Here is a 23088-nt window from a genome sequence, read left to right on the forward strand (position 1 = left end):
CTACGGTCCGTAGTCGTAGTCGTCGTGGCTGTATTCGTAGTCAGTGCCTATTTCCGGAGTGTCGAATGGCTCTTCGCGGCTCGCCCCGGTCACGGTCCGGGCTGTTGTCTCTGCAAATGCCGGCCCGTGGTGCGTATTGAGGTAGAGATGGCGGCGAGCCCGGTCTTCGAGGTCGCGCTGCTCAGATGTCAGCTGTGCGCGGCGTTGCTGTTCGGTGAACGCGTCATCGAGTTGGCGCTCCTCGCGTAGCCAGCGCTGTTCTGCCTGCGCCAGTTTGCGTGCGAAGGCACTGTCGCTCTGGTCTGCGGTCGCCAGCTCGGCGGCTCGCGCAGCGTGGTTGTCGGCACGGTGAAGGATGGAGTCCCAGTTGTCCTGCGCGATGCGCACTGCGGCTTGAGCGCGGCTGGCAGTCTCGCGGGCAGCAAGCAGGTCTTGTTCGGCGTCGTTGAGGGCTTGGCGCAGGTGCTCGAGGCGGGATGCGTGCTCCGCGCGTGCGGCGCGTGCGGAGGCGGTGTTGGTTCGCCACCAGGGGATCTTTGGTGGGTTGTTCTGCGCGGTTGCCTGTTGCCGGTGAGCGAGGGTGAGGGCGTGTTCGGCGGTCACGACTGCGGCCTGTGCGTTGCGGGCGGTGTAGATCGCTGCCGCGTGTTGATCGAGTTCGGCGTGAGCGCGGCGTACAGCGTCGGCGTCGCTGCCGCGGTCATATCGCTGGCTACGTTCGATGATGAGACCCATGTCCAGGATCGGGTCGAGATCGAAATCGCGTCGAGCAGACTGGATCTCGTCTTCCAGATCCCGATCGCTCATGCGGCGCCACTGGTCGACCCGGAGTTCAGAGACCGCGCGGGCGAGTTGGTCGGCGTGGCGGCGCTGCGCTTCGTCGAGCGTTTCGACCAGTCGCCAGCGCAGTGCTGCGGCGGGCTGTTCATCCGGTAACGGGCGCTGCGTGGCGGCGGTGCGGACGGCAGTCGGTACGTCCAGGCCGGTGGCGGCGGCGTGGGACAACTCCTCGGCCAGTTGTGGCCAGTACGGGTCGGTCGTTATCCGTCGGTCGACTTCTTGGGCGAGCGTTGCCCAGCAGCGGGTTTTGGTGTCGACATCTCTCAGACGCGACCGCACTGCGGCATCGAGCTGGAGCTGGGTGCGGCGTTCGTCGACTGGGTATTGCACCGGTCCGGTCAGGCGGCGGTCGTGGTCGGGGACCGCGTGTGCTGCCCGCCAGATGGCGAGTGAGGCGGTGAGGTTCAGGTCGCGCTCGACGAGCTGCCGCGCCCACACTGGTGCAGTTTCGGGTGTCCAGGTGTGGGTTGTAGCGCCGATTCGGGCGGCGAGGTCCTTGATCTGGGCCGCGCGTACCCGCAGGTGTTCGCCGAAGTCGGAGTTGTCGCGCAGCACCGGCGGGATCACCGGGATCCATCCCAGCGGGCCGCCGTCGATGGTTCGATTGCCGATGCGCCACACGAGTACGGCGGCTTTGTCGTCGGCGGTGTCGAGCTCCCGGGCGGTGACGGCGTCGGTGAGCGCGGTGATCGGGTCGCGCCCGGTCAGGGCGATCATGGCCAGGTGCTGACGCAGCACTGGCCACGCCGCCTCGTCGGTAAGGCCGGGCATGAGTCGTTCGGCGGCTGCGGTGACGGCGGTGTGGTGCTCGCTGCCGAGGTGTGCGTCGGCGGCCGTGGCAAGCGCGTCGAGGTAGGCGTCGATGGCTCCGGCGAGTTGGCGTTGGGGGTCGGCGGCCTGGCGAGCCTGGGTGGTCGCGGAGACTTGGCTTCCGTCGCGGCCGAGAATCTGGGTGAGCATGTCGATCGCAGTCGGTGGGTGCAGCGCGCTCCACGTCTGGGCGGGAGCGTCCTGGCCGTCGCCTGCGGTGGCGAGGTAGAGGTGTCCGCCAACGCGGGCGCGGGTGGCCAGCACATATAGCTGGAAGCAGTCCTCGCTGCCGGTCAGCACGCCGTGGCAGGTGTCGGTAGTCAGCCCTTGGGCGGAGTTGATCGTGCGGGCGTAGCCGAGCTCGACGCATTCACGCACGTAAGCGGTGGGCAGGGTGACTTTGCGGCCGGATCCGATGTGGGTAGCGGTGATCCGCCCGTCCGGGTGGACGGCACGGACTTTCCAGCGGTAGCCGTTGCGGACGTGATCGGTTTGGGAGATCCGCAGTCGATAGTTGTTCTCCCTGGTCGTGATGATGTCTCCGACAGATGCCGAAAGCCCGTCCGAGAGCAGTGTTTCCGGTCCGTGCAGGCCTTCGCGGCGGAGGCGTTCGTCGCGGGCGAGGGTGTTGAGCTGGCGCACCAGTTCGTTGGTCGGCGCCAGGAGGGCGACGTCGCGGCCGTGGGCGTAGTCGGCCCGCCAGGCCCGGTACGCGGCGTGGACGGCGGTGCCGAGGGTGCCGACGTGGACGCGGCCGTGGTCAGTGTAGAAGGCGATCGCGGCCGTATCGCCGTGGCGTAGGGCGAGGCTGGCGGCGCGCTCGCTCGGGTTGTCGAAGCGGACGACGTTGGTGAGGGTGGCGGCGCCGGCGTGGTGGACGATGTCGCGGATCACGCCTCCGGCCTGCACGGAGGACAGTTGCCGGTCATCACCGACCGCCCGCACGCTGGCCCCGCGTTCGATCAGCCAGGACACGACCGAATCCAGTTTCAGAGTGGGGGTCTTCGCCGCCTCATCGAGCACGACGAGGGTGCGGGGTCCGATCGCCCGCACCCAGTCCGGTGCGTCATCGAGGGCCCGCTCGCCCGACCGGATGTCGTCGATCACGGTGACGAGCATGTCCACGGTCTTGGAGTCCGCGCCGATCTCGCTGCCGAGGACACCGGCGGCTGGTCCTTCCGGTGCCAGCCCGAGCACGGTGCCGCCTTCGGTGGTCCAGGCGCGCACCAGCGCGGCCATGGCGGTGGTCTTCCCGGTCCCGGCCGGGGCGATCGCGACATGGAATCGGCGTCCGGAGGTGGCGAACTCGCGCAGCAACTGGACTTGGCCGTTGTTGAGCATCTGGCCGTTGTTGTTGGCGGCGTGCTCGATGATCGCGGCATCCACCGCAGCCGCCGGGATAGTGCGCCCGCCTTCGAGCAGGCTCGCCGCTATCAGGCGTTCCTCGGCAGCGAGGATCTGTGGGCTGGTGTAGAGCTGGGAGCCGGAGGTGGTGAACACGCTGGTTCCGTCGCGGCGGGTCAATGCCTCGACGGTGGGTGCGATGTCTTCGGCCTCTGGTGTGCCGCGCGGGATCGACCGCGGCTCGCTCAAGGCGGTGTCGGTGACCTGGGTGATGAGGATGTGCCAGTTGTCCGGGTTGATGCTGCCGCGCAGCTGGCGGGTGGCTTCCGCGCGAATGTGGCGGAACTGCCAGGTCGCCCGGGAATCGGACACGACCTCCACCACTCTCGCGGCGGTCGCGGCGACCCACGCGGCGTCGGTGACCTCCCGCTGCGGGATCGGCTGTCCCAGTGAGGTCGCGACCATCGCATCGACTGCGCTCTCACCGCCGAGCAACTGCACGGCGTCGCGGCGCCAGTCGGCGCGTTGCTCAGCACGCGAGCGGGCCGCCACCTTTTGGCCGCGGGTTTTCAAGGTGGCTTCTTGGGCGAGGTCGTGCAGTTCAGCCGGTGTTGGTTCGCGGCCACGCTCGGCTTGAAACCGCGTGGTGCGGGTGGTCAGCTCGGCGTCCACGGCGGCTGACCGCTTCGACCATTCCTCGGCCAGGCGCTCCTGGACGCCGACGATCTCCCGTACCGGCCGCTTCCCGCGCCGGCGTCGGCTGCTGCTGTGGCGTTCGGCGAACTGCACACCGACCGACTGCTCGAGGTAGTGCTCCAGCCGGGTATTGAACAGCTCGGAGGCGGCGACGTTGTGCTGGTAGATCATCCTGGCGTCGAGTGCACCCCACTGTCCGTCGTGGCGTTTGACCGCGTTCGAGATAACCACGTGGACGTGCAGATTCGGGTCACCGGCACGGGAGTCGCGGTGCTGGAATGCGGTGGCGATCAGTCCGCCGACGACGTCGACCTGGCGGCGGCTGTGCCGCCCGACCCGGGTGAACACCGCGTGCTGCTCCAGATAGGCCAGCGCATCGCGCAGGGCGGCATCCACGGCGGCCTCGATCTTCTCCGACATCTCACGTGGGGCCAGCGCCCACAACGTCGACACCGACTTGACCGGCGAGAAAGTGAGGTCGAAACCAGCGACCCGCTTCGACGGCGCCCGGCTGGCGCGAGCCACCCAGCCCGACAGCTCCCTGTCGTCGCGGGGTGGGCGGCCATATTCCTCGGCGAACATGCGTTGGGAGACTTCGGAGGCGATGCGGCTGCGCTGCTCCGCCGGGATCGGGCGTAGTCGACGCGGCCGTGCTCGGCGTTGTAGGCGGCGTAGGCGCGAGCCCGCTCGTAGCGGTATGAGTACTCCGCCACCGCGTGTTTCGTGAACGGGGCACCCAGCCGGACCAGCCGCACCGCGTGCGCCCGCGCGGTACGGCGCGAGATGCCATCCGCGGCGAGTGCCTCTACTTCGGCGGCGATCATCGCCTCGGCGTTCGGATGCAGACCGTGACCGAACAACGCCCGCATCTGCGCTTCGGTCACCACCTCACCGGCCTCGATACCGACGTTCGGCAGGCCGGAACCCAGCCAGCGACCGAGGGATTCGCCGCGCTCGCTGTAGTAGGTCGAAAGGTCCTGCGGACCGCGATCGTTCACGTCCTGCGTGGCGATCGAGCGGAGATAATAGGTGTAGCCGTCGCCACTGCCGAGCTTTGCTAGTGACATCACACAATCCACCGTACGCGCTCTTACTGCGAAGTGACCGTGATGTTTCCGCGACCAGGGAGCATGAGGTGTGGCAGATCCTTGTTTCTATGTGCTGGTGGTGGCCAGTTTTGAGTTCAGCGGAAGGGCTGGCGAGAGGTTGGTTGGATAGCGGTGGGAGCACATGCTAGTTGCGAGTTGAGCATTCGAATATTCTGTGAGATCGAATGAATTGAGGGTTGCATGGGCCTGGCTGGCTCTGTTCGCGAACTGTGACGTCAGTTGTTCGCCAATCCTGGCGGCGTGTCGCGACCTATACCTTTTCGGGAATGTTCATGAATGCCGACGGCAGAGAGCAGGTCAAGGACTCGGCCCCAGCAGCTATCACGTGCCGAGACCCACGGTAGTGCCGATGGGCGGGCGGTGGGCGTCACGAGATCGACTGCGGCGCAGTATCTCCGTTCATGCCGATTTCCGTGTATCCAGCGGGATCGGTCTTGAGCGTGGATCTGTCGATCGGAGCAGTTCGTCGCGGATGGCTGGCATCGCCCCAGCGGCCACGCACTTCTCGATGATCTCCCTACTCGGGGAAGTCGACTGGCCGACGCCGTCTCCCTCGGAGACGATGCGCTGTGTCGGCTCTTCGGGCAATGCCGGTTCGGAGCGGTCGGTGATTGCGCGCGACGCCCACAGATGTCGTGAGAGCTGGCCCGCCAGGCATGCACCGGCCGCGTTCAACAGTACGTCGTCGACCGATGAGTGACGGCCGATAGCGAGGGCGAACTGTGCAGTCTCCACCGCGATCGAAGCTGCTGCTCCCGCCAACAGGATGCGGTACGAGCGAGCGAACCAGGGTCGACGCACCGGCAACAGGAAGCCGAGTGCGGCGAAGACCAACAGATTCCCGCCGAACTGCTCGATTACCCGGTCGTCGGCCAGTTGCTCGGCCAGATCACGAAGCGGCACGAGATTCACCGAACGACCTCTTCCGGTCGGCGTGAGAATCATCCACAACCACGGCGCGGTACCCGTCACCATCCCTACATCGCACAGCGCCGCCCGCCACCCGCGCTGACCAGCCAGCCACCAGGCCACGAGACCGGCTACCGGTATCGCGGCGATCGCGGCCACCACGACCCGACCCCACGCCTCCCACGTCCCGTTCACACCGCCAGTATCACCCAAATGACCAGCGCCACAGACCTGGCCAAAATCCCACCCACAGACTGCACTTATCGCCGCCCACGCGCATCCATTGAGAGCTAACAGCTCATGGAGCTCGAGTGCGCATCTGTCGGCGCTGTGACGGACCCTCGGCTACAGGTGGTGGCGAAATCGCCGTGTTTCGGCTTTCATGGAAGGCGGGAGAATCGGCAGGCCTGGAGGAGCCATGCCTTTCGATCTCCACGGTGAGCCCTCTACTGGCCATCTCGGCGCCAGAGCCCGTCCTGGGCCTTTGTCTCCCGCGGCGGCGCGCTCATCGTTCACCTCTACTCGCACCAGCACACCGGTCTGCCGTTCTTGGCGGAGGGATAGCCACGACCGAACGCGCGCGGCTCGTGATTGGTACAGAACGAGGTGCCGGTCGTCATCGGTCAGCTACCAGTCGGCCAGCGTAGCCGAGGACGTGCGCCGTGCGCCCTGATGGCAGCAACGCGCATGATCAGGCTGCCCGAAGCCGCACGAACGATGTCGCTGTCGTCGTTCCAGAGGACCCGCCTCAGCTCAACGCCATAGCCGCTAAAGTGTTGCTGGAGATCATTCTCCGACACGTCCGCGAGATTCGTGGCGAGACCGTCGATAGTCCCCGACCGAGTCCAGCATCAACACCACGGCCGACTCCCTCCATCGCAACTTCCGATAAGGAGGCAGTTCGGCCAGGTCACCACCGAACGCCGATGTCTTTCTCATCCAGCAGGAGGAATCGCAGCAATGATCAGGTTCGCTTTCGCCGGGCGGGTCTCCACCGAAGACCAGCAAGATCCGGAAGCATCTCGCAACTGGCAGCTCGGACGAGCGAACGCCCTGGTCGGTCAGCACGGGCAGATCGTCGCGGAGTTCTTCGACATCGGGCAGTCGCGGTCGATTCCGTGGAAGCGGCGCCCTGCGGCCGGGCGGCTGCTCGAGCTGCTGAAAGAACCCGAGCGAGGGTTCGACGCGGTCGTGATCGGCGAACCGCAGCGCGCGTTCTATGGCAACCAGTTCGGGCTGACGTTTCCGGTCTTCGTCCACTACGGCGTGCAACTGTGGGTGCCGGAGGTCGGTGGTCCGATCGACCCGGACTCCGAAGCACACGATCTGATCATGTCGGTGTTTGGGGGCATGTCCAAGGGCGAACGCAACCGCATCAAGATCCGCGTCCGCGCCGCCATGGCCGCGCAAGCGCAAGTCGAGGGCCGCTACCTCGGCGGCCGGCCACCCTACGGGTACCGTCTCGCAGACGCCGGGCCTCATCCGAATCCGGGCAAAGCCGCCGACGGTAAACGGCTGCATACCCTTGAACCCGACCCTGTCACCGCGCCGGTGGTGCAACGGATCTTCAGCGAATACTTGTCCGGCATAGGGATTTTCGCTATCGCGCAACGCCTCACCGCCGACAACATCTTGTGCCCGTCGGCCTACGACCGCAGGCGCAACAGCCATCGCTCCGGCGCCGCGTGGTCCAAGAGCGCGGTGCGCGCCATCCTGGGCAATCCGCGCTACACCGGCTACGAGGTATGGAACAAACAACGCAAGCAGGAGTCCCTCATCGACGTCGATGACGTCGCCTTGGGCCATCACACCCGAATGGCGTGGAACGCGAAGACGGAGTGGGTCTACTCCGACCAACCTGCCCATGGCGCGCTCATCAGTAAGGACGTCTTCGAGCAGACGCAACTTCGGCTTGCCGCTCAAGGCCCGCAGTCGACGGGCAGGACCACGACCCGTCGTCAGCACCCGTACGCCTTCAAGGGGCTGTTGTTCCATGACGCCTGCGGTCGGCGGATGCAAGGCAACTGGAACCACGGGCTGCCGCACTACCGCTGCCGGTATCCCTCCGAGTACGCCCTCGCCAACAAGCTCGACCACCCGACGACCGTCTACCTGCGCGAAGACCAGCTCAGCGGCCCCATCTATGCATGGTTGGCCGACATCTTCCACCCCGACTGAATCGAGCATTCGCTGACCATGCTCGAAGACGCCCAGACCGACAACACACCCGCCATCGAGAGTGCACGACGATCGCTTGCCGAACACGACCGCAAGCTGTCCCGGTACCGAGCAGCACTGGAAGCGGGCACCGACCCGGCTCTTGTGGCGAGCTGGACACAACAAGTTCAGCGCGAACGCCAGGCCACCGCGGCACAGCTCACCGCGCTGGAAGCCGAGCAACGCGCGGATCACCACTTGAACAAGGAGGAGATCCACCAGCTTGTGACCTCGCTGGGCGGGCTGGTTCACATACTGAAGGCAGCTGACCCCACCGACAAACTCGAGGTCTACCGGCAACTCGGCCTGAAGCTCACCTATGACCATGAAAAACGGGTGGCGTGGCAGAAACTGCTCCACAACCACCCGTGTGCGTAGTGTCTGTGTCCGGAGGGGGACTTGAACCCCCACGCCCGATAAAGGGCACTAGCACCTCAAGCTAGCGCGTCTGCCATTCCGCCACCCGGACCGGTGTGCTCAGCAAGATTATCGGATCACTCCGTGTGGACCAAATCGCGGCTGGACCTGCGGATTCTCGAGCCGGTCGGGATGGGCGGTGATAGAGGTTCGCCGTGACGGCGGTAGATAGATGACGCATCAACGGGTGGAGTGCGGGTCGCGACCGGCGACACCCGGCGATCGGAGGCGTGCGGGGGGGAATGCGCTTTCGCGGAGATGCGTCCGAAGTGGACTACCTGAGGCGGGCTAAGGAAGTCGCTCCCTCCCACTCTCAACATATAACGCACCCGGGGCCTTGCGGCAAGGCCCCGGGGGTGCTGCAGAATCTCCAGCCGAAGCCAGAACCTGCGGAAATCGGGCTCCCGGAACGTAGGGGTGCTTCGGCGACGGAGGCGTCTTGCGGGATGTCGGACCGCCCGTGGGACAGGGACTCGGCAAGCGAGTTCGGGTACGCGCCGCCGAACCGCGCAAAACTGCCGGTGAAGAGACAGAGGAGTTTCAGTGGTCGACGTGATCGTTGCCGGCGGCGGGCCGACCGGCTTGATGCTGGCCGGTGAATTGCGGCTGCACGATGTGCACACGCTTGTGCTGGAGAAGGATACCGAACCGAGCGGGCAGTCCCGCGGCCAGGGCCTGCACGCTCGCAGTGTCGAGATCATGGACCAGCGCGGCCTGCTGGACCGGTTCCTCGCGGTGAGCGAGAAGTTCCAGGTCGGTGGTCTCTTCGGCGGCATCATCAAGCCGTGGCCGGAGCGGTTGGACACGGCTCACGCGTACGGGCTCGCCACTCCGCAGCCGGTCACCGAGCGGCTGCTCGACGAGCGCGCCCGTGAACTCGGTGCCGAGATCCGGCGCGGCTGCGAAGTGGTCGGGCTGCGTCAGGACGAGGACGGGGTGACCGTCGAACTGGCCGACGGCGCGCGTCTGCGCTCGCGCTACCTCGTCGGCTGCGACGGTGGCCGCAGCACGGTGCGCAGGCTGCTCGGCGTCGGTTTTCCCGGCGAGCCCTCCAAGGTCGAGACGCTGCTGGGCGTCATGGAGTTGACCGAGGACCCGGCCGTCGTCGCCGCCGTCGTCGCGGAGATCAACAAGACGCAGAAGCGGTTCGGCGCCGTGCGCGTCGGCGACGGTGAGGGGTTGTATCGCGTCATCGTGCCCGCCGCCGGAGTCGCGGAGGACCGTGCGAGCGCTCCGACCCTCGAGGAGTTCAAGCGCCAGCTGCGGGCGACGGCGGGCACCGATTTCGGGGTGCACTCACCGCGCTGGCTGACCCGCTTCGGCGACGCCACCCGGCAGGCCGAGCGTTACCGCGTCGGCCGGGTGCTGCTGGCCGGTGACGCCGCCCATATCCACCCACCGACCGGCGGCCAGGGACTCAACATCGGCGTCCAGGATGCGTTCAATCTCGGCTGGAAACTGGCCGCCGAGGTCGACGGCTGGGCGCCGGAGGGACTGCTGGACAGCTATCACGCGGAACGGCACCCGGTGGGCGCCCGCGTGCTGGAGAACACCCGCGCGCAGATGACGCTGATGGGGGCCGATCCGGGCGCGACCGCGCTGCGCGAACTGTTCTCGACGCTGATGGACTTCGAAGAGGTGAACCGGTACGTCACCGGGATCATCACCGCCATCGGGGTCCGTTACGACTTCGGCGAGGGACATGACCTGCTCGGGCGGCGGATGCGGGACGTGACCCTGAAGCGGGGGCGCCTCTACGAGCTGATGCACAGCGGCCGCGGGCTGCTGCTCGACCAGATCGGCTTGTTGTCGGTGGCGGGTTGGGCGGATCGGGTGGACCACGTGGTCGACGTCAGCGAGGAATTGGACGTGCAGGCGGTGCTGCTGCGACCGGACGGCCACGTGGCGTGGGTCGGCGACGATCAGCAGGATCTGCGGAACCATCTGCCGAAGTGGTTCGGGGCCGCCGCATCGTCATGAGCCCGACAGGCGGCCTGAACGCCACGACGGAGGCGCGAGCCGGATCAGGGAGCCCGTCTGCTCGCTCAACCGCCCACCGATCCGGTATCGGCATTCCGGCGCCGCACCCGGCTACGACTTGCGGGTATCGGTCCGGCAGCCGACGCATTCGCGGTCATAGGGGTTTCCAGGGCGAAGCCAAGATCGTTGGCAAGGCCAACTAGTGGCGGTATAGTTGGCCATGCCAATGTTGGAGTCTCCAATAAAAGGGGTGTCATGTCCACGAATACCGTGATCGCCGACCGCATCGAAATCGCCGATCTGTTCAGCCGCTTCGCCCGTCTGCTCGATGAGCAGCGGTGGGAGGATGCCCCCACTGTCTTCACCGACGATGTGGAGGTCGATTCGCCGCGCATCCGAGTCCGCGGCATCGAGAAGGTCGTCGACTACATGCGCCAAGCCGAGGTCGAAGGGCAACATACTCAGCACACGACCACCGACCTGCTGGTGAACGTCGACGGCGACCAGGCCGATGTCTCGTCGAATTCGATCGTGTACTACTACCGCGACGGTCAGCCACCCCACCAGACAGGAGGTCTCCGGCAGGCATGCACTGCGGTGCGGACGCCGGCGGGCTGGCGAATCAGCGCGACACGGATCATGCCGGCCTGGATTCGCATGGATTGACCGCTCCCCCGAGAGCTTGACATGCCTGGAGCCACAAGCTCTCGGAATCGTTCCGCGGCAACGACATCGCAGAACTGGGGATTACGAGGCGGAGCCGCACCCGGCGCGTTGTCCGGGTCCGACGGCCGGACGGACTGCCCGAGCCGCGAACGAACTCAGGAATTCCGCTTGACCCTCACGTTGCGTGAGGCTGGAGGGTGGGGTGTATGAGTAACTTCTACAACGCATTCGAGATGAGTCCCGTGCCTGCTCCCGGCCCGGATGCGGTCGCACCGCAGCCGTTTCGGGGTATCTATGGGATGCCCGCCTTCGTGACGATCCCCACGAGCGATTTGGCGGCGTCGGTGGAGTTCTGGATTCGTGGGCTCGGGTTCTTCGAGCTGTTCGCCATCCCCGGCAGGCTTGTGCATCTGCGTCGATGGGCTTTCCAGGACGTACTTCTCGTCGCGGCGGAGAGCGTTCCGGACCAGGCGCCGGCGATCAGCTTCAGCTTCGCGTGCGTGCTCAACCAGGTCGATCCCCTCATCGAGGCCTGTCGTGCGTTGCGCCCGAACTCGGTCGACGGCCCGCGGGATACTCCTTGGAACACCCGCGATGTCGTGGTGATCACCCCCGAGAACGCGCGGATCGTTTTCACTGCGGCGAAACCCTTCGACCCGGCAAGTGAGGAAGCGCGGAACCTCGCGGCCATCGGGATCACCGCGCCGGGCGTCGGTCGCGGCGACAATGATGAGCATGCCTGATGCCACCGACGCCGATGGTGTGACCGTCGGTCAGGTCTCGGCGCGTCTGGGCGTGACAGTCCGCGCGCTGCACCACTGGGATGAGATCGGTCTGGCGCGACCGTCGCTGCGCACGGCCGCCGGATACCGGCTCTACACCGCTGACGATCTGGAACGCCTGCAGCGCATCGTCGTCTACCGTGAGATCGGCCTCGGCTTGGAAGATATCCGGGCCATCTTGGGCGATCCGACCGCAGACGTGCCCGGCGCGCTGCGCGCGCAGCGCACCCTGATCGACGAACGGATCGACCGCCTCCAGCAGCTCGGGGCGGGAGTGGATCGGATGATCGACGCCCACGAACGCGGCCTGCTGCTGAGCGTTCAGCAGCAGGCCGCGATCTTCGGCCCCCGATGGAACCCGGACTGGCCCGCCCAAGCTCGTGAGCGCTATGGAGACACGACGCAATGGTTGCAGTACGCCGAACGGTCAGCCTCTCGCGGGCCGGAGGAATGGCAGGCCATCGCCGACGACATCGCCTGCCTCGACCGCGCCCTCGGGGAGGCGATGGATGCGGGCGTCACACCCGGGAGCCCGGAAGCGAATCGACTCGTCGAGCGGCACCGCGAAGTTTTCGCGTCGTACTTTCCACTGACCCGGCAGATGCAGGTCTGTCTCGGCCGCAGATTCGAGTCCGATCCGGCATTCGCCGCCCACTACGACGGCATCCGCGCCGGCCTTGCCACGTGGTTCCGTCGAATCATCGACGCCGGCGCGCGTGCCCACGGCATCGACCCCGACACGGCGGCCTGGGAGTAGAGCGCGGGTTCGGAAACCCGCACCCGTACGACGCCGACGCCTACCGCCCGCCTGCCCTCGTGCGGAAGCCGCAGATACACCGAGCAGTCCCGTTGTCCGCCGCAGCGGTAGTGCGCCTCGCGCAGGGCTGGTAGGCGCCGCGCAGTCCGCTGGCCCGGCGCGGCGCTCACCGCGTGTGCATCGGCGCCCGGCCAACGCGGCCGCGCTGCCCTTGTGCCGAAGTATCCGCTCGCGGGAGAGCAGCTGCCGTCGTATCGAACTGCGGCGCTGACGGCGGCACGGCCGATCTGGATCAGTCGCCTCGTCACGGCGGTGTGTCTATCCGAACTGTTCCGCTACAGGTGCGCATACTTTCCAGCGGCCGTCTTCCCTGCGCAGATACAGTGGCCGAGGCTCGCTCGGTGGACGCGCGACTCGAACTGAGGCGATGTCGCCCCGGATGACGATGTCGGAGATGTCGACCGGACGCTGCCGCCGGCCGTCCTCGGTCGCACCGCCTTGCTCGGCCTCTTCGCCGCCGGAGACGCGATCGGCGAAGGTCGCGGCCTCCTCGGCGCACAGCAGTTCGACCACCTGCTGCGTGCTGCCCGACTCGACGACGTTCGCGAAATCCAGGAGCACCGAGCTTATTTCGGCATCGTCGGTGCCCTTCGCTCCCACCTGCTGGATAACGAGGGCGACCGCGCCACCGATACCAGCCAGCGCGAAAACCGTGATGAACACGAGCAATCCGGAGCGGGAGAACTGAAATCGAGGTGGTGGTGAATCGGTCACAACTGCCTGCTCCCCCGGGTCGATGGCGATGGCATCCACGGTAGCCCACCGTCGGAAACCGGTGCTACCGTTGAGATTACGGAGGGGACCATGGCGCATCGGCCTGCTGAATCCAGCCGCCTCGGCATATTGATGATGGCGGCGCTCCTGGTGTGCGCCGCGTTGGTCGGCGCTCCGGCAGGGAGCGCTCAACCGCCTCCTCCGCCGCTGCCGACGTCTGCCCAGCCTGCTCCCGCGCCACCGAAACGTTTGTGCGAAGCGCAAGAAGTGGCTGTAGCACGTGTCGAACAGGCCATCGCGCAACACAATGCGCGCCCTAATGTGTTCGATCCGCGCCAGCAAGCGGCGTACGAAGCGTACAACGCCGAGGCGCGCAGGCTGAATCAGGAATACGGCAGCGCCAAGGACAATCTACGCAGATGTGTCGGCACGGTGCAGCGACTGGTGGATGCCGGCCTACCGGCCCAGGCATCCCCGCGCCAGATCGACAAAGCCGCCGCGGCCAAGAACAAGGTTCCGCCCGGATACGCACTCCCCTACCCCATCGGCGGCAAGCAGGGATACTCCGTGCCGAAACAATCACCTGCTCGCGAACTGTACGAGGTCATGCGCGAGATCAGTCCGCCCAGCAAGAGCAAGGTCACCGGTCCACTCCAGGGGCAGTCCCGGCCCGCGGTCGGCGATCGCGACCCGGCCTACCCGGGCGGACGGATAGGCAAGGACGCCAAAGGAGGCTCCGCGGTATCGCTGGACCACGTCGTGCCGCTGGCCGAACTGTTCCACATGCCAGGATTCCTCGCTTTGACACCTGAATACATGATCATGGTCGCCAATGCCGCGCTGGATCTGCAATGGCTGTCCTTTGCCGCGAACCGGGCCAAGGGATCACGCAGCGTGGGTGACATACTCGGGGTCGACCCGAACTGGCAGGCCGCGCAGGTGGCCCTGGAGAACCGGATCAGAGCGGAACTGACGCGCTTGATTCAGGATCTCCTCGAATTTCAGGGAGGCAGATAGTGCCCCGGATCGACCCCGAGGACATCGTCACCGCCCTCGAGGAGGACAGCCCGGTCGTCTTCGTCGACGCCACGACGATGGACGGCGCTCCGGTCCCGGCGCAGTGGCGCCCGATCGCGGAGTCCGGTGAACCGGCCGAGCGCGGGCGGCTCGCGCGTTCTCTGTGGAACAGCGATCTGGTGGGACTGCTTCCGAGATTCACCGCGGCGCTCGATGAACAGCTCGCAGACGTGCGCGTCTGTCTGCTGCGCGGCGAGTGTGTGCTCGTCTACACCGCCGCGGGCGTCGATGAACCGTGGGTGGTGTGGATCGGTTGGGACCCCAGTTCCGCACGCGATTCCACGCCACCGCTGTGGGCGGGCATTCCCACCCCGATACGCGTCTTCCTGCGCGAAGTGCATGCCGGTTACACCGCCGAGGACTGGGAGTCCTACGGGATCCTGTCCCCGCGCACCATGCGTACCTACGCCGCCGTGGCCGGCTTTCCCGACGGAATTCCCGGATGGGATCGGGAGATCGACGCGACCCGGCTGCTTCGCATCGGCAAGACCTACAGCGGGATGGAATACTGGGTCTCCCCCGACCTGCCGTCCGACAAGATCGTCGTCACCTACGAGCGGGACTTCGACATCGAAGATCTGGGCCCTGAGTTGGACAAACTCTTCTCCTACCGCATCGCGTGACCGCCGGTCCAGCCGTGCGGCACGGCCGTGAGTCGCAAAGAGTATGCGCAACTTTTCGGGCGATCCTTCCGCAGCGGTAACCTCTCGGCTGGCTTCGCGTCATAGCCCGAGCGTCGGAGACCATGCCATACTGGCAGGTTATTTTCGCTGACGTTACGGGGGAATCATGGTCACGGGCCGCACCGAACACGGACGCACAGCGGGCTTTTCCTCTTCGGGCATTCCAGCGTCGTTCCGCTCGGTGCGCGGGCTCGGGCTCGTCATCGTTGCCGGGGCCACAGCGGTGACGGGTCTGCGCGCGGTCGAGCTGGTGCTGACCTGGCAGCTGAGTGCGCGCCTTCAGGAATGGGAAGCGGACGGATTCGGCGCCGCCGAGGACTCGCTGAATCGGTGGGTGGCGGCCGTCGGCTCCGTCACGTGGATCGCCATGGGCCTGCAGATGGTCACGGGCCTGCTGTTCATCACCTGGGTCTACCGTGCTCGGCGCAATGCCGAATTGCTGTGCTCGGCACAGCATCGGCTCCCCGGCGTGTGGGCCATCGTAGGTTTTCTCCCGGTGGTGAACTGGATCGTTCCGCCCATTCTGGTCGACGATATCCAGCGGGCCAGCGACCCGGCCACCCCACGGAACGCCGTGCGCCTGGTCCCCTCCTCGACGACGAGGTACGTCGTCGTCTGGTGGTTCTCCTTCGTCCTCGCGGCTACCTTGTATTTCCTGGCCTACCTTCTCTCGATCGGCGTCAGGCGCGGACTCGAGGATTCGGCGGTTTCCGCAGGTGCCGGGTTGCTGGTCCACGTCACGGGCTTGATCCTGCTCGCCATCGCGGCCGGCCTGCTCACCGTGCTGCTGACCCGGATCGGACGTTGGCAAGCCGAGCGGGCGGAGTACATCGGCGCCGACCCGGAGCCGGAAGCGGCCGTCGTGGCACCGGCCGCGGCACCATCGGTTCCGGGCGTAGGCCCTGTGCCGCAGCTCGCGCCGGGTGGCCTTGGAATCGTCGCGGCCGCGCTGAGCTGTACCGTGGTCGTCGGCCCGGCGCTGATCGCCGTCGCGTCGCCCAACTATCAGACGGTGCGTGATACCCCCACCGGCACGGCGGAATACGAGGCCGCGATGGACGCGTGGGCACCGCTCACCCTCCTGGGGATCTTCGTTTGGGGCGTCACGCTCATGCTCGCCGGGGTGCTGTTCCTGTGCTGGTTGTGGCGGGCCAGGATCAACGCCGAGTACTTGGATCCGAACGTGCACACGCTCGGGCGTGGCTGGACGATCGGCAGCTGGTTTCTCCCCCTGGGAAATCTCGTCCTTCCCGCTCTTGTCGTCGGCGACGTGCACCGAGCCGGCCGTCCGGGCGGGGCCGCCGGCGCGGGTTACAGCCCGCTGGTGGCGTTCTGGTGGCTGAGCTGGCTGACGACCTGGATATGGACCTGGCTCGCGCTGCTGCTGCAGCAGCCGATCCTGTGGTGGGCGACGACCGGGTTCTTCGCGCTCACCGCGGCTCTGCTCGTGCCGGTGATCCGGCAGATCGACGGTGGGCAACAGGCGGCGGCGGAGCCCCGATACGCCGCCGCCTGGCAGCAGCCGACTTCCTGAACCCTTTCAGCTGGGTCCTACGGCATTGCATCGCGCCGGGACCCACTCTTCGCACCGAGCCACCCGCACGTGCAGGCGCATCAGTATCGATCGACCGAGGGTGGCGTCAGAGTCGAGCCGCGCAGCGGGCCGATAGTGTTCTCGAACGCCTTCTGCCACGAACCGTCGGCGATCATCTGCTCGATCGCGTCATTGATCTTGGCGCGGGTCTGTTGATCGCCCTTTTTCAAGCCGATGCCGTATTTCTCGGTGGTGAACGTATCGCCGACCAGCTTCAGTTCGCCCGACACCTGGCCCGCAAAGCCGGCAAGGATGATGTCGTCGGTGGTCACGACGTCGACCGCTCCGCTGCGCAAAGCTTGGATGCACTGCGAGTAGTTGTCCAGTTCGACCAGCTGAACATCTTTGGCGTAGTGGTCCTTGACGTATTGCGCGGGAGTAGAGCCTTTGACCGAGCAGAGCTTCTTGTTGCCGGTCAGCGACTCGACACCGGTGATATCGGTGGTCTCGTTCTTCACCAGCAGGGCCTGCCCGGATATGAAGTACGGTCCGGCGAAATCGACCTTCTTCTTGCGCTCGTCGGTGATCGAGTAGGTGGCCACGATGAAGTCCACCTCGCGGTTCATGATCATCGTCTCGCGTTGCGCCGTGGGCGTTTCTTTGAAGGTGATCCCCTCGGGCGGGACGCCGAGCTTGCCTGCCACGTACTTGGCGATCTCCACGTCGTAGCCTTGGAACGAGCCGTCCGCCTCGCGGAAGCCCAGACCGGGCTGGTCGAACTTGATGCCGATGGTCAACTTGCCCTCGCGCACGTGATCTTCGGTGGTCGCGGCGTCGCCGCCGCCACCGCAGGCGGTCGCGACGAGGGCGACGGCGATCGCCCCGATGGCAAGGCGAAGTGTTCGGTTCATCCTCATCGAATTCGATTCCCTCTCGAGCTGAGCTGCCAGGCCGGGCCGGCTGCCGGGTGCTGACGACACATCATCTTTCCCGGAACCCGCCTGCGCCCGACCGGAAGCCTCCCCGCCGGTGGAAAGCTTGCCCGCGCCGCCGCAGGTGACAAGCTTCCCAGTTGCGGTGTGGTCGCTGCTGTGCTTGTAATGGGCGCGGTCGCCCCCGAGACCAAGATCGGACCAGGCGGACGGTGGTGGTCCGCCAACTGCAGGAGATCTCCATGGCAACTGGTTACGTGTGGAACACCCTCTACGGGTGGGCCGACACGGGTAGCGGAAGCTTGTTCCCGTCCGACGTCACGGTCGGTCTTCAGCCGATCGGCCATCACCTCGCGCATCCGGACACCAAACGGCGGTTCCACGAATTGGTGGCGGTATCCGGCCTGCTCGAAAAGCTGCATTCGATCGATGCGGCACCCGCCACCGAGGCGGACATACTGCGGGTGCACACCGCGCAACATCTGGAGCGGATCAAGGCCGAGAGCATGCAGCCGAAAGGAGGGGACGCGGGCGACGGCGTCTCGTCCTTCGGCAGGGGCGGCTACGAGATCGCCGCGCTTTCGGCGGGCGGGGCGATCGCGCTCGTCGAGCGGGTGCTCGACGGTACGGTCGACAATGGTTACGCGCTGGTGAATCCGCCGGGGCACCACGCGACCCGTGCTACCGGCATGGGCTTCTGCATCTTCAACAACGTCTCCATCGCCGCCGCCTACGCGAAAGAAGTCCTCGGCGTGCGGCGGATCGCCGTGGTCGACTGGGATGTCCACCACGGCAACGGCACTCAGGACATCTGGTACGAGGATCCCTCGGTGCTGACCATCTCCATCCACCAGCATCTCTGTTTCCCGCCCGAATCCGGTTACCGGGAGGAGCGTGGTTCGGGTGACGGATACGGCTACGCGATCAATGTGCCGCTTCCCCCTGGCAGCGGTGACGCCGCGTATCTCCATGCGATCGACCGAGTGGTCGAGCCGGCGTTGCGCACCTTCGCGCCCGAATTGATCCTCGTCGCTTCGGGCTTCGACGCGAGCATTCTCGATCCGCTGGCTCGGCAGATGGTCACCAGCGGCGGCTTCCGGCACCTGACCCGGCGGATGCTGGAGATCGCGGACGGAACAAGCTCCGGCCGTATCGCCTTCGTGCAAGAAGGTGGCTACAGCCCGCACTACGTTCCGTTCTGCGGGCTCGCGGTGCTGCGTGAACTGCTCGGCGAAGAATTCGTGGACGACCCGTACACGCCGATCGTCTCGACACAGGGTGGCGACGTCCTACTCGATCACGAGGCCGCCGCGATCGACGCCGCGGCGAGCCTGGTCTCCGAGCTCTGATCCGAAAGCCCGCCCCCGCCGCGACTGTGCCACGCCGGAAGGCAGCAATCTGCGGTAGGTCGGCGGCTGTGCCGGTCGGATCGACTGCGGTCAGTCGTTCACGTCGTCAGCCGCCGGCCGGAACTGCACTGCTCTCGCGAACGCTCTCGCCGTGGGAAGCGGCGGCCGCCAGCGCGGAAGTGGCTCGCCGGTCCCCGTTTTCGCCGGATTGCCCAGACGTGTTGTGGCACAGGCGTGCCACGGACCACACGGTCGTATACAGCAGCAGGCCGTTGCGCACTGTCAGAACCAGTACTCCCGGCCAGCTTCCGGTGGCCACCCGGTCGTAGACGAACGGAAATTCCACCTGGCTCAGCAGCGCCGTCGCCAGCACCATCAACAGCACAGGCCGTTGCGTGGTGCGCGGGTCGAGCGCGCAGACCGCGGCCACCGCCACGGCCCAGACCAGGTATTGCGGGCTGAGTACCCGGCTGGTCACCAAGGCGATCAACACCGCGGCCAATGCCAGATCCGCTGCCGGAGGCCGCATGCGCCACCAGATGACCAGCAACACCGCGCCGCCGAGGATCGTGGCGCCCACGCAGCCGCGAGCCACGACCGACACCGCGGGCCCGACCAACTCTTCTGCCCCGTATCGATGCACGATGGTCCAACCGCTGTGCAACAACCGGGCAATCAAAAGTGGTGTGACGGCGACAGATTCGATCTGCAGGCCGCGCTTCGACTGGAACTCCAGAAATGACCACGCACCGGGAGCCCATGCTGTCAGTACTACGGCCGCCACCGCACCGACACCGATCGTCGCCGCACTCACGCGCCCGAGCGCCCGCCGCCGCAAACCCAGCACGACCACCACCGGCCACATTTTCAGCAGCACACCCGCGGCAGCGGCCGCGCCTGCCGCGGCGGGGCGGCGCGTCGACCACAGCAGTGCCGCCACCGCGGCCGCGGCCACTATCAGGTCGAATCGTCCGTAACAGACCCGCCCCAGCAACGCCACACCGATGGTCCATAGCCAGGGCCCGGCCTGCGCCGTGGCCGAGTGCTCACCCCGCGCGGCCCGGAGCAGCAAGCCGAGCACGCTCGCGTCCGCCGCGGCGACCAGCGCGAAGAACAACCAGTTGTATCCGAACCCGCCACCGAGCAGCCAGGGCACCGCCAGCAACGCGCCCGCTCCGGGCGGGTACTGCCACCGCTCGTCGTCCAGGGGAAAGACGTTGTGTTCCACGATGAGCTGGGCCCATTCGCGGTAGAGCGTCAAGTCCGCGGCCGAAGCGTCCCAAATGCTGTGCGGCAGTGCGGTCGCTCCCGTGAACACCACCATCAGTATGCGGGTGACCGCCCACACCGACCACAATTTCGATACCGACGACAGTCCGCGCACAAGGCAGCCTAACCGTCGCGACATCTGTCCGTCCTGCGGCCCGGCCCGGACCAAACATGTAGCGTCGGAATCGGATTCGCCGTCTTCCCGTGGGAAGTGCACGGCCGGGAGGTCAGGGGGCGATCGGCTGGAACGGACGCGTTTCGTCGTGGCCGAGGCGGACGACGCCGGCCGAGGATTCCTCGACCTCGTTCCACGCCCCGGGCAGGTCGCGCAGCGGCTCGGAGACCACGAAGCGGGCGTCCTCGCCCAGCTCGCGCAACGCTTGCACCTCCGGATGCAGCGCGCGCACCTTCGCGACGTCGTTGGAGTAGTACAGCGACCGCGACCGCCGTTCGGTGGAATATCGGAAGAACCACATCGAGTCGCCGTCGGTGGTCGCGACCGTCATCTGCACCGGGGCGTCGACCTGGTGGGCGCGGGCGACTTCTTCGACGAAGCCGACCGCGCGGGCGACCGCGGTGAACGGGTCCTCGACGAGCCCGAAGGTCAGCGCCAGGAAGAAGAGCACTTCGGAATCCGTCGAACCTTCGATGTCGGCGAACAAGGCAGGCTCGACCGCCGTCACCAGATCGCGCTTGAACTGGTGGAAACCCAGCACCGATCCGTTGTGCATCCACAACCAATGCCCGTGCCGGAACGGGTGACAGTTGCTGCGTTGCACCGCCGTTCCGGTCGACGCGCGCACGTGCGCGAAGAACAGCCGCGTGCGCACCTGCGCCGCGACCTCCCGCAGGTTGCGGTCGTTCCACGCCGGTTCGATGTCCTTGAACACCGCGGGGCGCGGACCTTCGCCATACCACCCGATCCCGAACCCGTCACCGTTCGTGGTCGTCGCCCCGAGCCGGGAGTGCAAGCTCTGATCGATCAACGAGTGCACCGGCCGGAACAAAAGGTCCTCGGCCAGGATCGGCTCCCCGGAATAAGCCATCCACCTGCACATACATCGATTGAAGCAAAGTGACCGAGGTTCGGCCACACCTCTCGGGCGTCACGCCGGATACGAACGGGTTTCGGTGGCCTTCACCGCGGCCCACAGTCGCTGCCCCGGATGCAGGTGCAATTCGGCCACCGTGGCCGGCGTGATGTCGGCGAGAACAGGTGGCGCCCCGTCCAGACGAATGCGCGTGATGTGCGCGTGCTGCTCGATCCCGGTGATGGTGACCGGCCAGCTGTTGCGGGGGCTGCCGACGGGTTGCTGCGGGTGCAGGCTCACCGCATTGGGGCTGAATGCCACGTGGACGCGACCCTGCGTGGGTTCGGCGAGGGTGATGCTGCCGCCGCCGTCCAGATCGACGCTCGTACCCCGCGCGCTGCCGCGGTAGAGATTGAGGCCCATCAGGGTGGCCACGTAATCCGAGCGGGGCCTCGCCGCCACTTGCGCCGGCGGACCCTGCTGGACGATCGCGCCGTCCTCGAGGATGACAAGCCGGTCGGCGAGGACCATGGCGTCGAGCGGGTCATGGGTGACCAGGACGGTGTGGCCAGGGTAATCGCGCAAATGGTGAGCGAGGTCCGAGCGCACTTGAACTCTGGTGCCCGCGTCCAGGGCGGCGAGCGGTTCGTCGAGCAGCAACAGTTGTGGTTCGATGGCCAGCGCGCGGGCCAGTGCCACCCGCTGGGCCTGCCCGCCCGACAGCGCCCGGGGTTTGTGCTGTGCGTAATCCGCCAGTCCGACACGCGTGAGCCATCGGGCGGCGCGCTCCCGCGCGGTGGCGCGGCGATATCCGCGGGCGCGCAGGCCGAAGGCGACGTTCTCCAACGCCGTCAGGTGCCCGAACAGCAGATAGTCCTGGAACACGACGCCGACCTGCCTGCGTTCGGCGGGCACGAACGCCGACGGTGGCGCATCCCAGGTGACGTCGTCCAGCCGGATATGCCCGGCCGTCAGTGCGATCAGCCCCGCCAGGGCACGCAAAGCCGTGGTCTTGCCCGCCCCGTTGGGTCCCAGCAAGGCGACCACTTCGCCCGGTGCGGCGTGCAGCGGCAACTCGAGCGCGAAACGTCCACGCTGGATGCGCAGATCGGCCGCCAAACTCACATCGCCCCCCGTATCCAGCGTTCGCGCATCGCGACCAGCACCGCGACCGAGACGGCGAGCAGCACCAGGCTGAGCACGATCGCGGCGTCCGGGTCGGTCTCCAGCGCGAGATAGACCGCCAGCGGCATGGTGGTCGTGCGGCCGGGGAAGTTGCCTGCGAACGTGATCGTGGCGCCGAACTCGCCGAGCGCACGCGCCCAGCACAGCACCGCGCCCGCCACCACGCCGGGCAGGACCGAAGGCAACGTCACCCGGCGAAACGCGTACCACCGGGTGGCGCCGAGCGTGGCTGCCGCTTCCTCGAAGCGCGGATCGGCCGCCCGCAGCGCTCCTTCGACGGAGATCACCAGGAAGGGCATGGCCACGAACGCTTCGGCCACGATCACACCGGCGGTGGTGAACGGCAGGGAGACACCCGTCCATTCGTAGAGGTACTGCCCGATCAGCCCACGCCGGCCGAGGACCAGCAGCAACGCGACACCGCCGACCACCGGCGGCAACACCAGCGGCACGGTGACCAAGGCGCGGATCAGCCCGCGCCCCGGCAGTGCGGCGCGCGCGAGCACCCAGGCCAGGGGAATGCCCAGAATCAGGCAGATCGCTGTGGCCGCGGTGGCGCACACCAATGAGAGCCGCAGCGCTCGACCGACTTCGGCACTGAACAGCCGATCCGGCATGGTCGCCCACGGCGTCCGCCAGAGCAGCCCGATCAGGGGCACGAGGAGGAACGCCAGCCCGCAGACGGCGGGCAGCATCAGCGCGACCGGTCGCCGTCCGAGTACCGCCC

18 protein-coding genes, 1 tRNA gene and 1 pseudogene are annotated in these 23088 nt (G+C 66.8%); 10 read left to right on the forward strand and 10 right to left on the reverse strand.

The features are described from left to right. From mobF to GVY64_RS27825, 3 genes and pseudogenes are all read right to left on the reverse strand, one after another. Positions 1–4272 (reverse strand): MobF family relaxase, encoded by a 4272-nt coding sequence (gene mobF / locus GVY64_RS27815; RefSeq protein WP_159847631.1) that lies wholly within the window; start codon positions 4270–4272, stop codon positions 1–3. A 290-nt stretch (positions 4273–4562) separates the two neighbouring features. Next, positions 4563–4757: pseudogene (locus tag GVY64_RS39225) on the reverse strand (relaxase domain-containing protein); the annotation flags it as partial. Positions 4758–5198: 441 nt separating this feature from the next. Next, positions 5199–5867 carry a VanZ family protein gene (locus GVY64_RS27825; RefSeq protein WP_236567265.1) on the reverse strand — a complete coding sequence of 223 codons (669 nt, stop codon included), beginning with the start codon at positions 5865–5867 and terminating at the stop codon, positions 5199–5201. Between the two features lie 801 nt (positions 5868–6668). Between GVY64_RS27825 and GVY64_RS37350 the strand changes: the two genes are divergently transcribed. Next, complete coding sequence (locus tag GVY64_RS37350; RefSeq protein ID WP_236567267.1) at positions 6669–7886, forward strand: recombinase family protein; 1218 nt, start codon at positions 6669–6671, stop codon at positions 7884–7886. 18 nt (positions 7887–7904) lie between these two features. Next, entirely contained in the window at positions 7905–8303 is a 399-nt protein-coding gene (locus GVY64_RS38075; protein WP_159847640.1) for a hypothetical protein, read from the forward strand. Between the two features lie 6 nt (positions 8304–8309). Here GVY64_RS38075 and GVY64_RS27840 read toward each other — a convergent pair. Next, positions 8310–8394, reverse strand: a tRNA-Leu gene (locus GVY64_RS27840). A gap of 491 nt (positions 8395–8885) precedes the next feature. Between GVY64_RS27840 and rox the strand changes: the two genes are divergently transcribed. From rox to GVY64_RS27860, 4 genes are all read left to right on the forward strand, one after another. Then, the gene (gene rox, locus GVY64_RS27845) at positions 8886–10322 is read left to right on the forward strand and encodes a rifampin monooxygenase (RefSeq protein ID WP_159847643.1); all 1437 of its coding nucleotides are present in this window, start codon (positions 8886–8888) and stop codon (positions 10320–10322) included. Positions 10323–10577: 255 nt separating this feature from the next. Continuing rightward, a complete protein-coding gene (locus GVY64_RS27850; protein ID WP_159847646.1) occupies positions 10578–10988 on the forward strand; it encodes a nuclear transport factor 2 family protein in 411 nt (136 codons plus the stop codon). Positions 10989–11194: 206 nt separating this feature from the next. Then, positions 11195–11731 (forward strand): VOC family protein, encoded by a 537-nt coding sequence (locus tag GVY64_RS27855; protein WP_159847649.1) that lies wholly within the window; start codon positions 11195–11197, stop codon positions 11729–11731. Then, positions 11724–12527, forward strand: coding sequence for a MerR family transcriptional regulator (locus GVY64_RS27860; protein WP_159847652.1), 804 nt, complete (start codon positions 11724–11726; stop codon positions 12525–12527). The genes GVY64_RS27855 and GVY64_RS27860 overlap by 8 nt, the downstream gene beginning before the upstream one ends. Positions 12528–12845: 318 nt before the next feature. On the opposite strand, the gene GVY64_RS27865 is transcribed toward GVY64_RS27860, so the two are convergent. Further along, on the reverse strand, positions 12846–13340 hold the full coding sequence (locus GVY64_RS27865; RefSeq protein ID WP_159847654.1) for an Rv0361 family membrane protein: 495 nt from the start codon (positions 13338–13340) through the stop codon (positions 12846–12848). Between the two features lie 51 nt (positions 13341–13391). Between GVY64_RS27865 and GVY64_RS27870 the strand changes: the two genes are divergently transcribed. From GVY64_RS27870 to GVY64_RS27880, 3 genes are all read left to right on the forward strand, one after another. Next, entirely contained in the window at positions 13392–14318 is a 927-nt protein-coding gene (locus tag GVY64_RS27870; RefSeq protein ID WP_159847657.1) for a hypothetical protein, read from the forward strand. Beyond that, positions 14318–15001 (forward strand): hypothetical protein, encoded by a 684-nt coding sequence (locus GVY64_RS27875; RefSeq protein ID WP_159847660.1) that lies wholly within the window; start codon positions 14318–14320, stop codon positions 14999–15001. Before GVY64_RS27870 ends, GVY64_RS27875 begins: the two co-directional genes overlap by 1 nt. Before the next feature lie 166 nt (positions 15002–15167). Continuing rightward, a complete protein-coding gene (locus tag GVY64_RS27880; protein ID WP_159847663.1) occupies positions 15168–16595 on the forward strand; it encodes a DUF4328 domain-containing protein in 1428 nt (475 codons plus the stop codon). A gap of 80 nt (positions 16596–16675) precedes the next feature. Here the strand turns inward: GVY64_RS27880 and GVY64_RS27885 are convergent, their stop codons facing one another. After that, on the reverse strand, positions 16676–17512 hold the full coding sequence (locus tag GVY64_RS27885) for a glutamate ABC transporter substrate-binding protein (RefSeq protein ID WP_159847806.1): 837 nt from the start codon (positions 17510–17512) through the stop codon (positions 16676–16678). 257 nt (positions 17513–17769) lie between these two features. Between GVY64_RS27885 and GVY64_RS27890 the strand changes: the two genes are divergently transcribed. Continuing rightward, positions 17770–18876: a class II histone deacetylase gene (locus tag GVY64_RS27890; RefSeq protein WP_159847666.1), complete on the forward strand. Its 1107-nt coding sequence runs from the start codon at positions 17770–17772 to the stop codon at positions 18874–18876. Positions 18877–18982: 106 nt separating this feature from the next. Here the strand turns inward: GVY64_RS27890 and GVY64_RS27895 are convergent, their stop codons facing one another. The 4 genes from GVY64_RS27895 to modB all read right to left on the reverse strand — a co-directional run bounded on the left by GVY64_RS27895 (position 18983) and on the right by modB (position 23056). Then, entirely contained in the window at positions 18983–20284 is a 1302-nt protein-coding gene (locus GVY64_RS27895) for a glycosyltransferase 87 family protein (protein WP_159847668.1), read from the reverse strand. Positions 20285–20372: 88 nt separating this feature from the next. Beyond that, a complete protein-coding gene (locus tag GVY64_RS27900; protein ID WP_159847671.1) occupies positions 20373–21191 on the reverse strand; it encodes a class II glutamine amidotransferase in 819 nt (272 codons plus the stop codon). A 60-nt stretch (positions 21192–21251) separates the two neighbouring features. Beyond that, positions 21252–22301 (reverse strand): ABC transporter ATP-binding protein, encoded by a 1050-nt coding sequence (locus GVY64_RS27905; protein WP_159847674.1) that lies wholly within the window; start codon positions 22299–22301, stop codon positions 21252–21254. Further along, the gene (gene modB / locus GVY64_RS27910) at positions 22298–23056 is read right to left on the reverse strand and encodes a molybdate ABC transporter permease subunit (RefSeq protein WP_159847809.1); all 759 of its coding nucleotides are present in this window, start codon (positions 23054–23056) and stop codon (positions 22298–22300) included. Before modB ends, GVY64_RS27905 begins: the two co-directional genes overlap by 4 nt. Positions 23057–23088: the final 32 nt, after the last annotated feature.

Origin of the sequence: Nocardia sp. CY41 (genome assembly GCF_009829325.1) — a bacterium.
In the GTDB taxonomy this organism is placed as follows: Bacteria; Actinomycetota; Actinomycetes; order Mycobacteriales; family Mycobacteriaceae; genus Nocardia.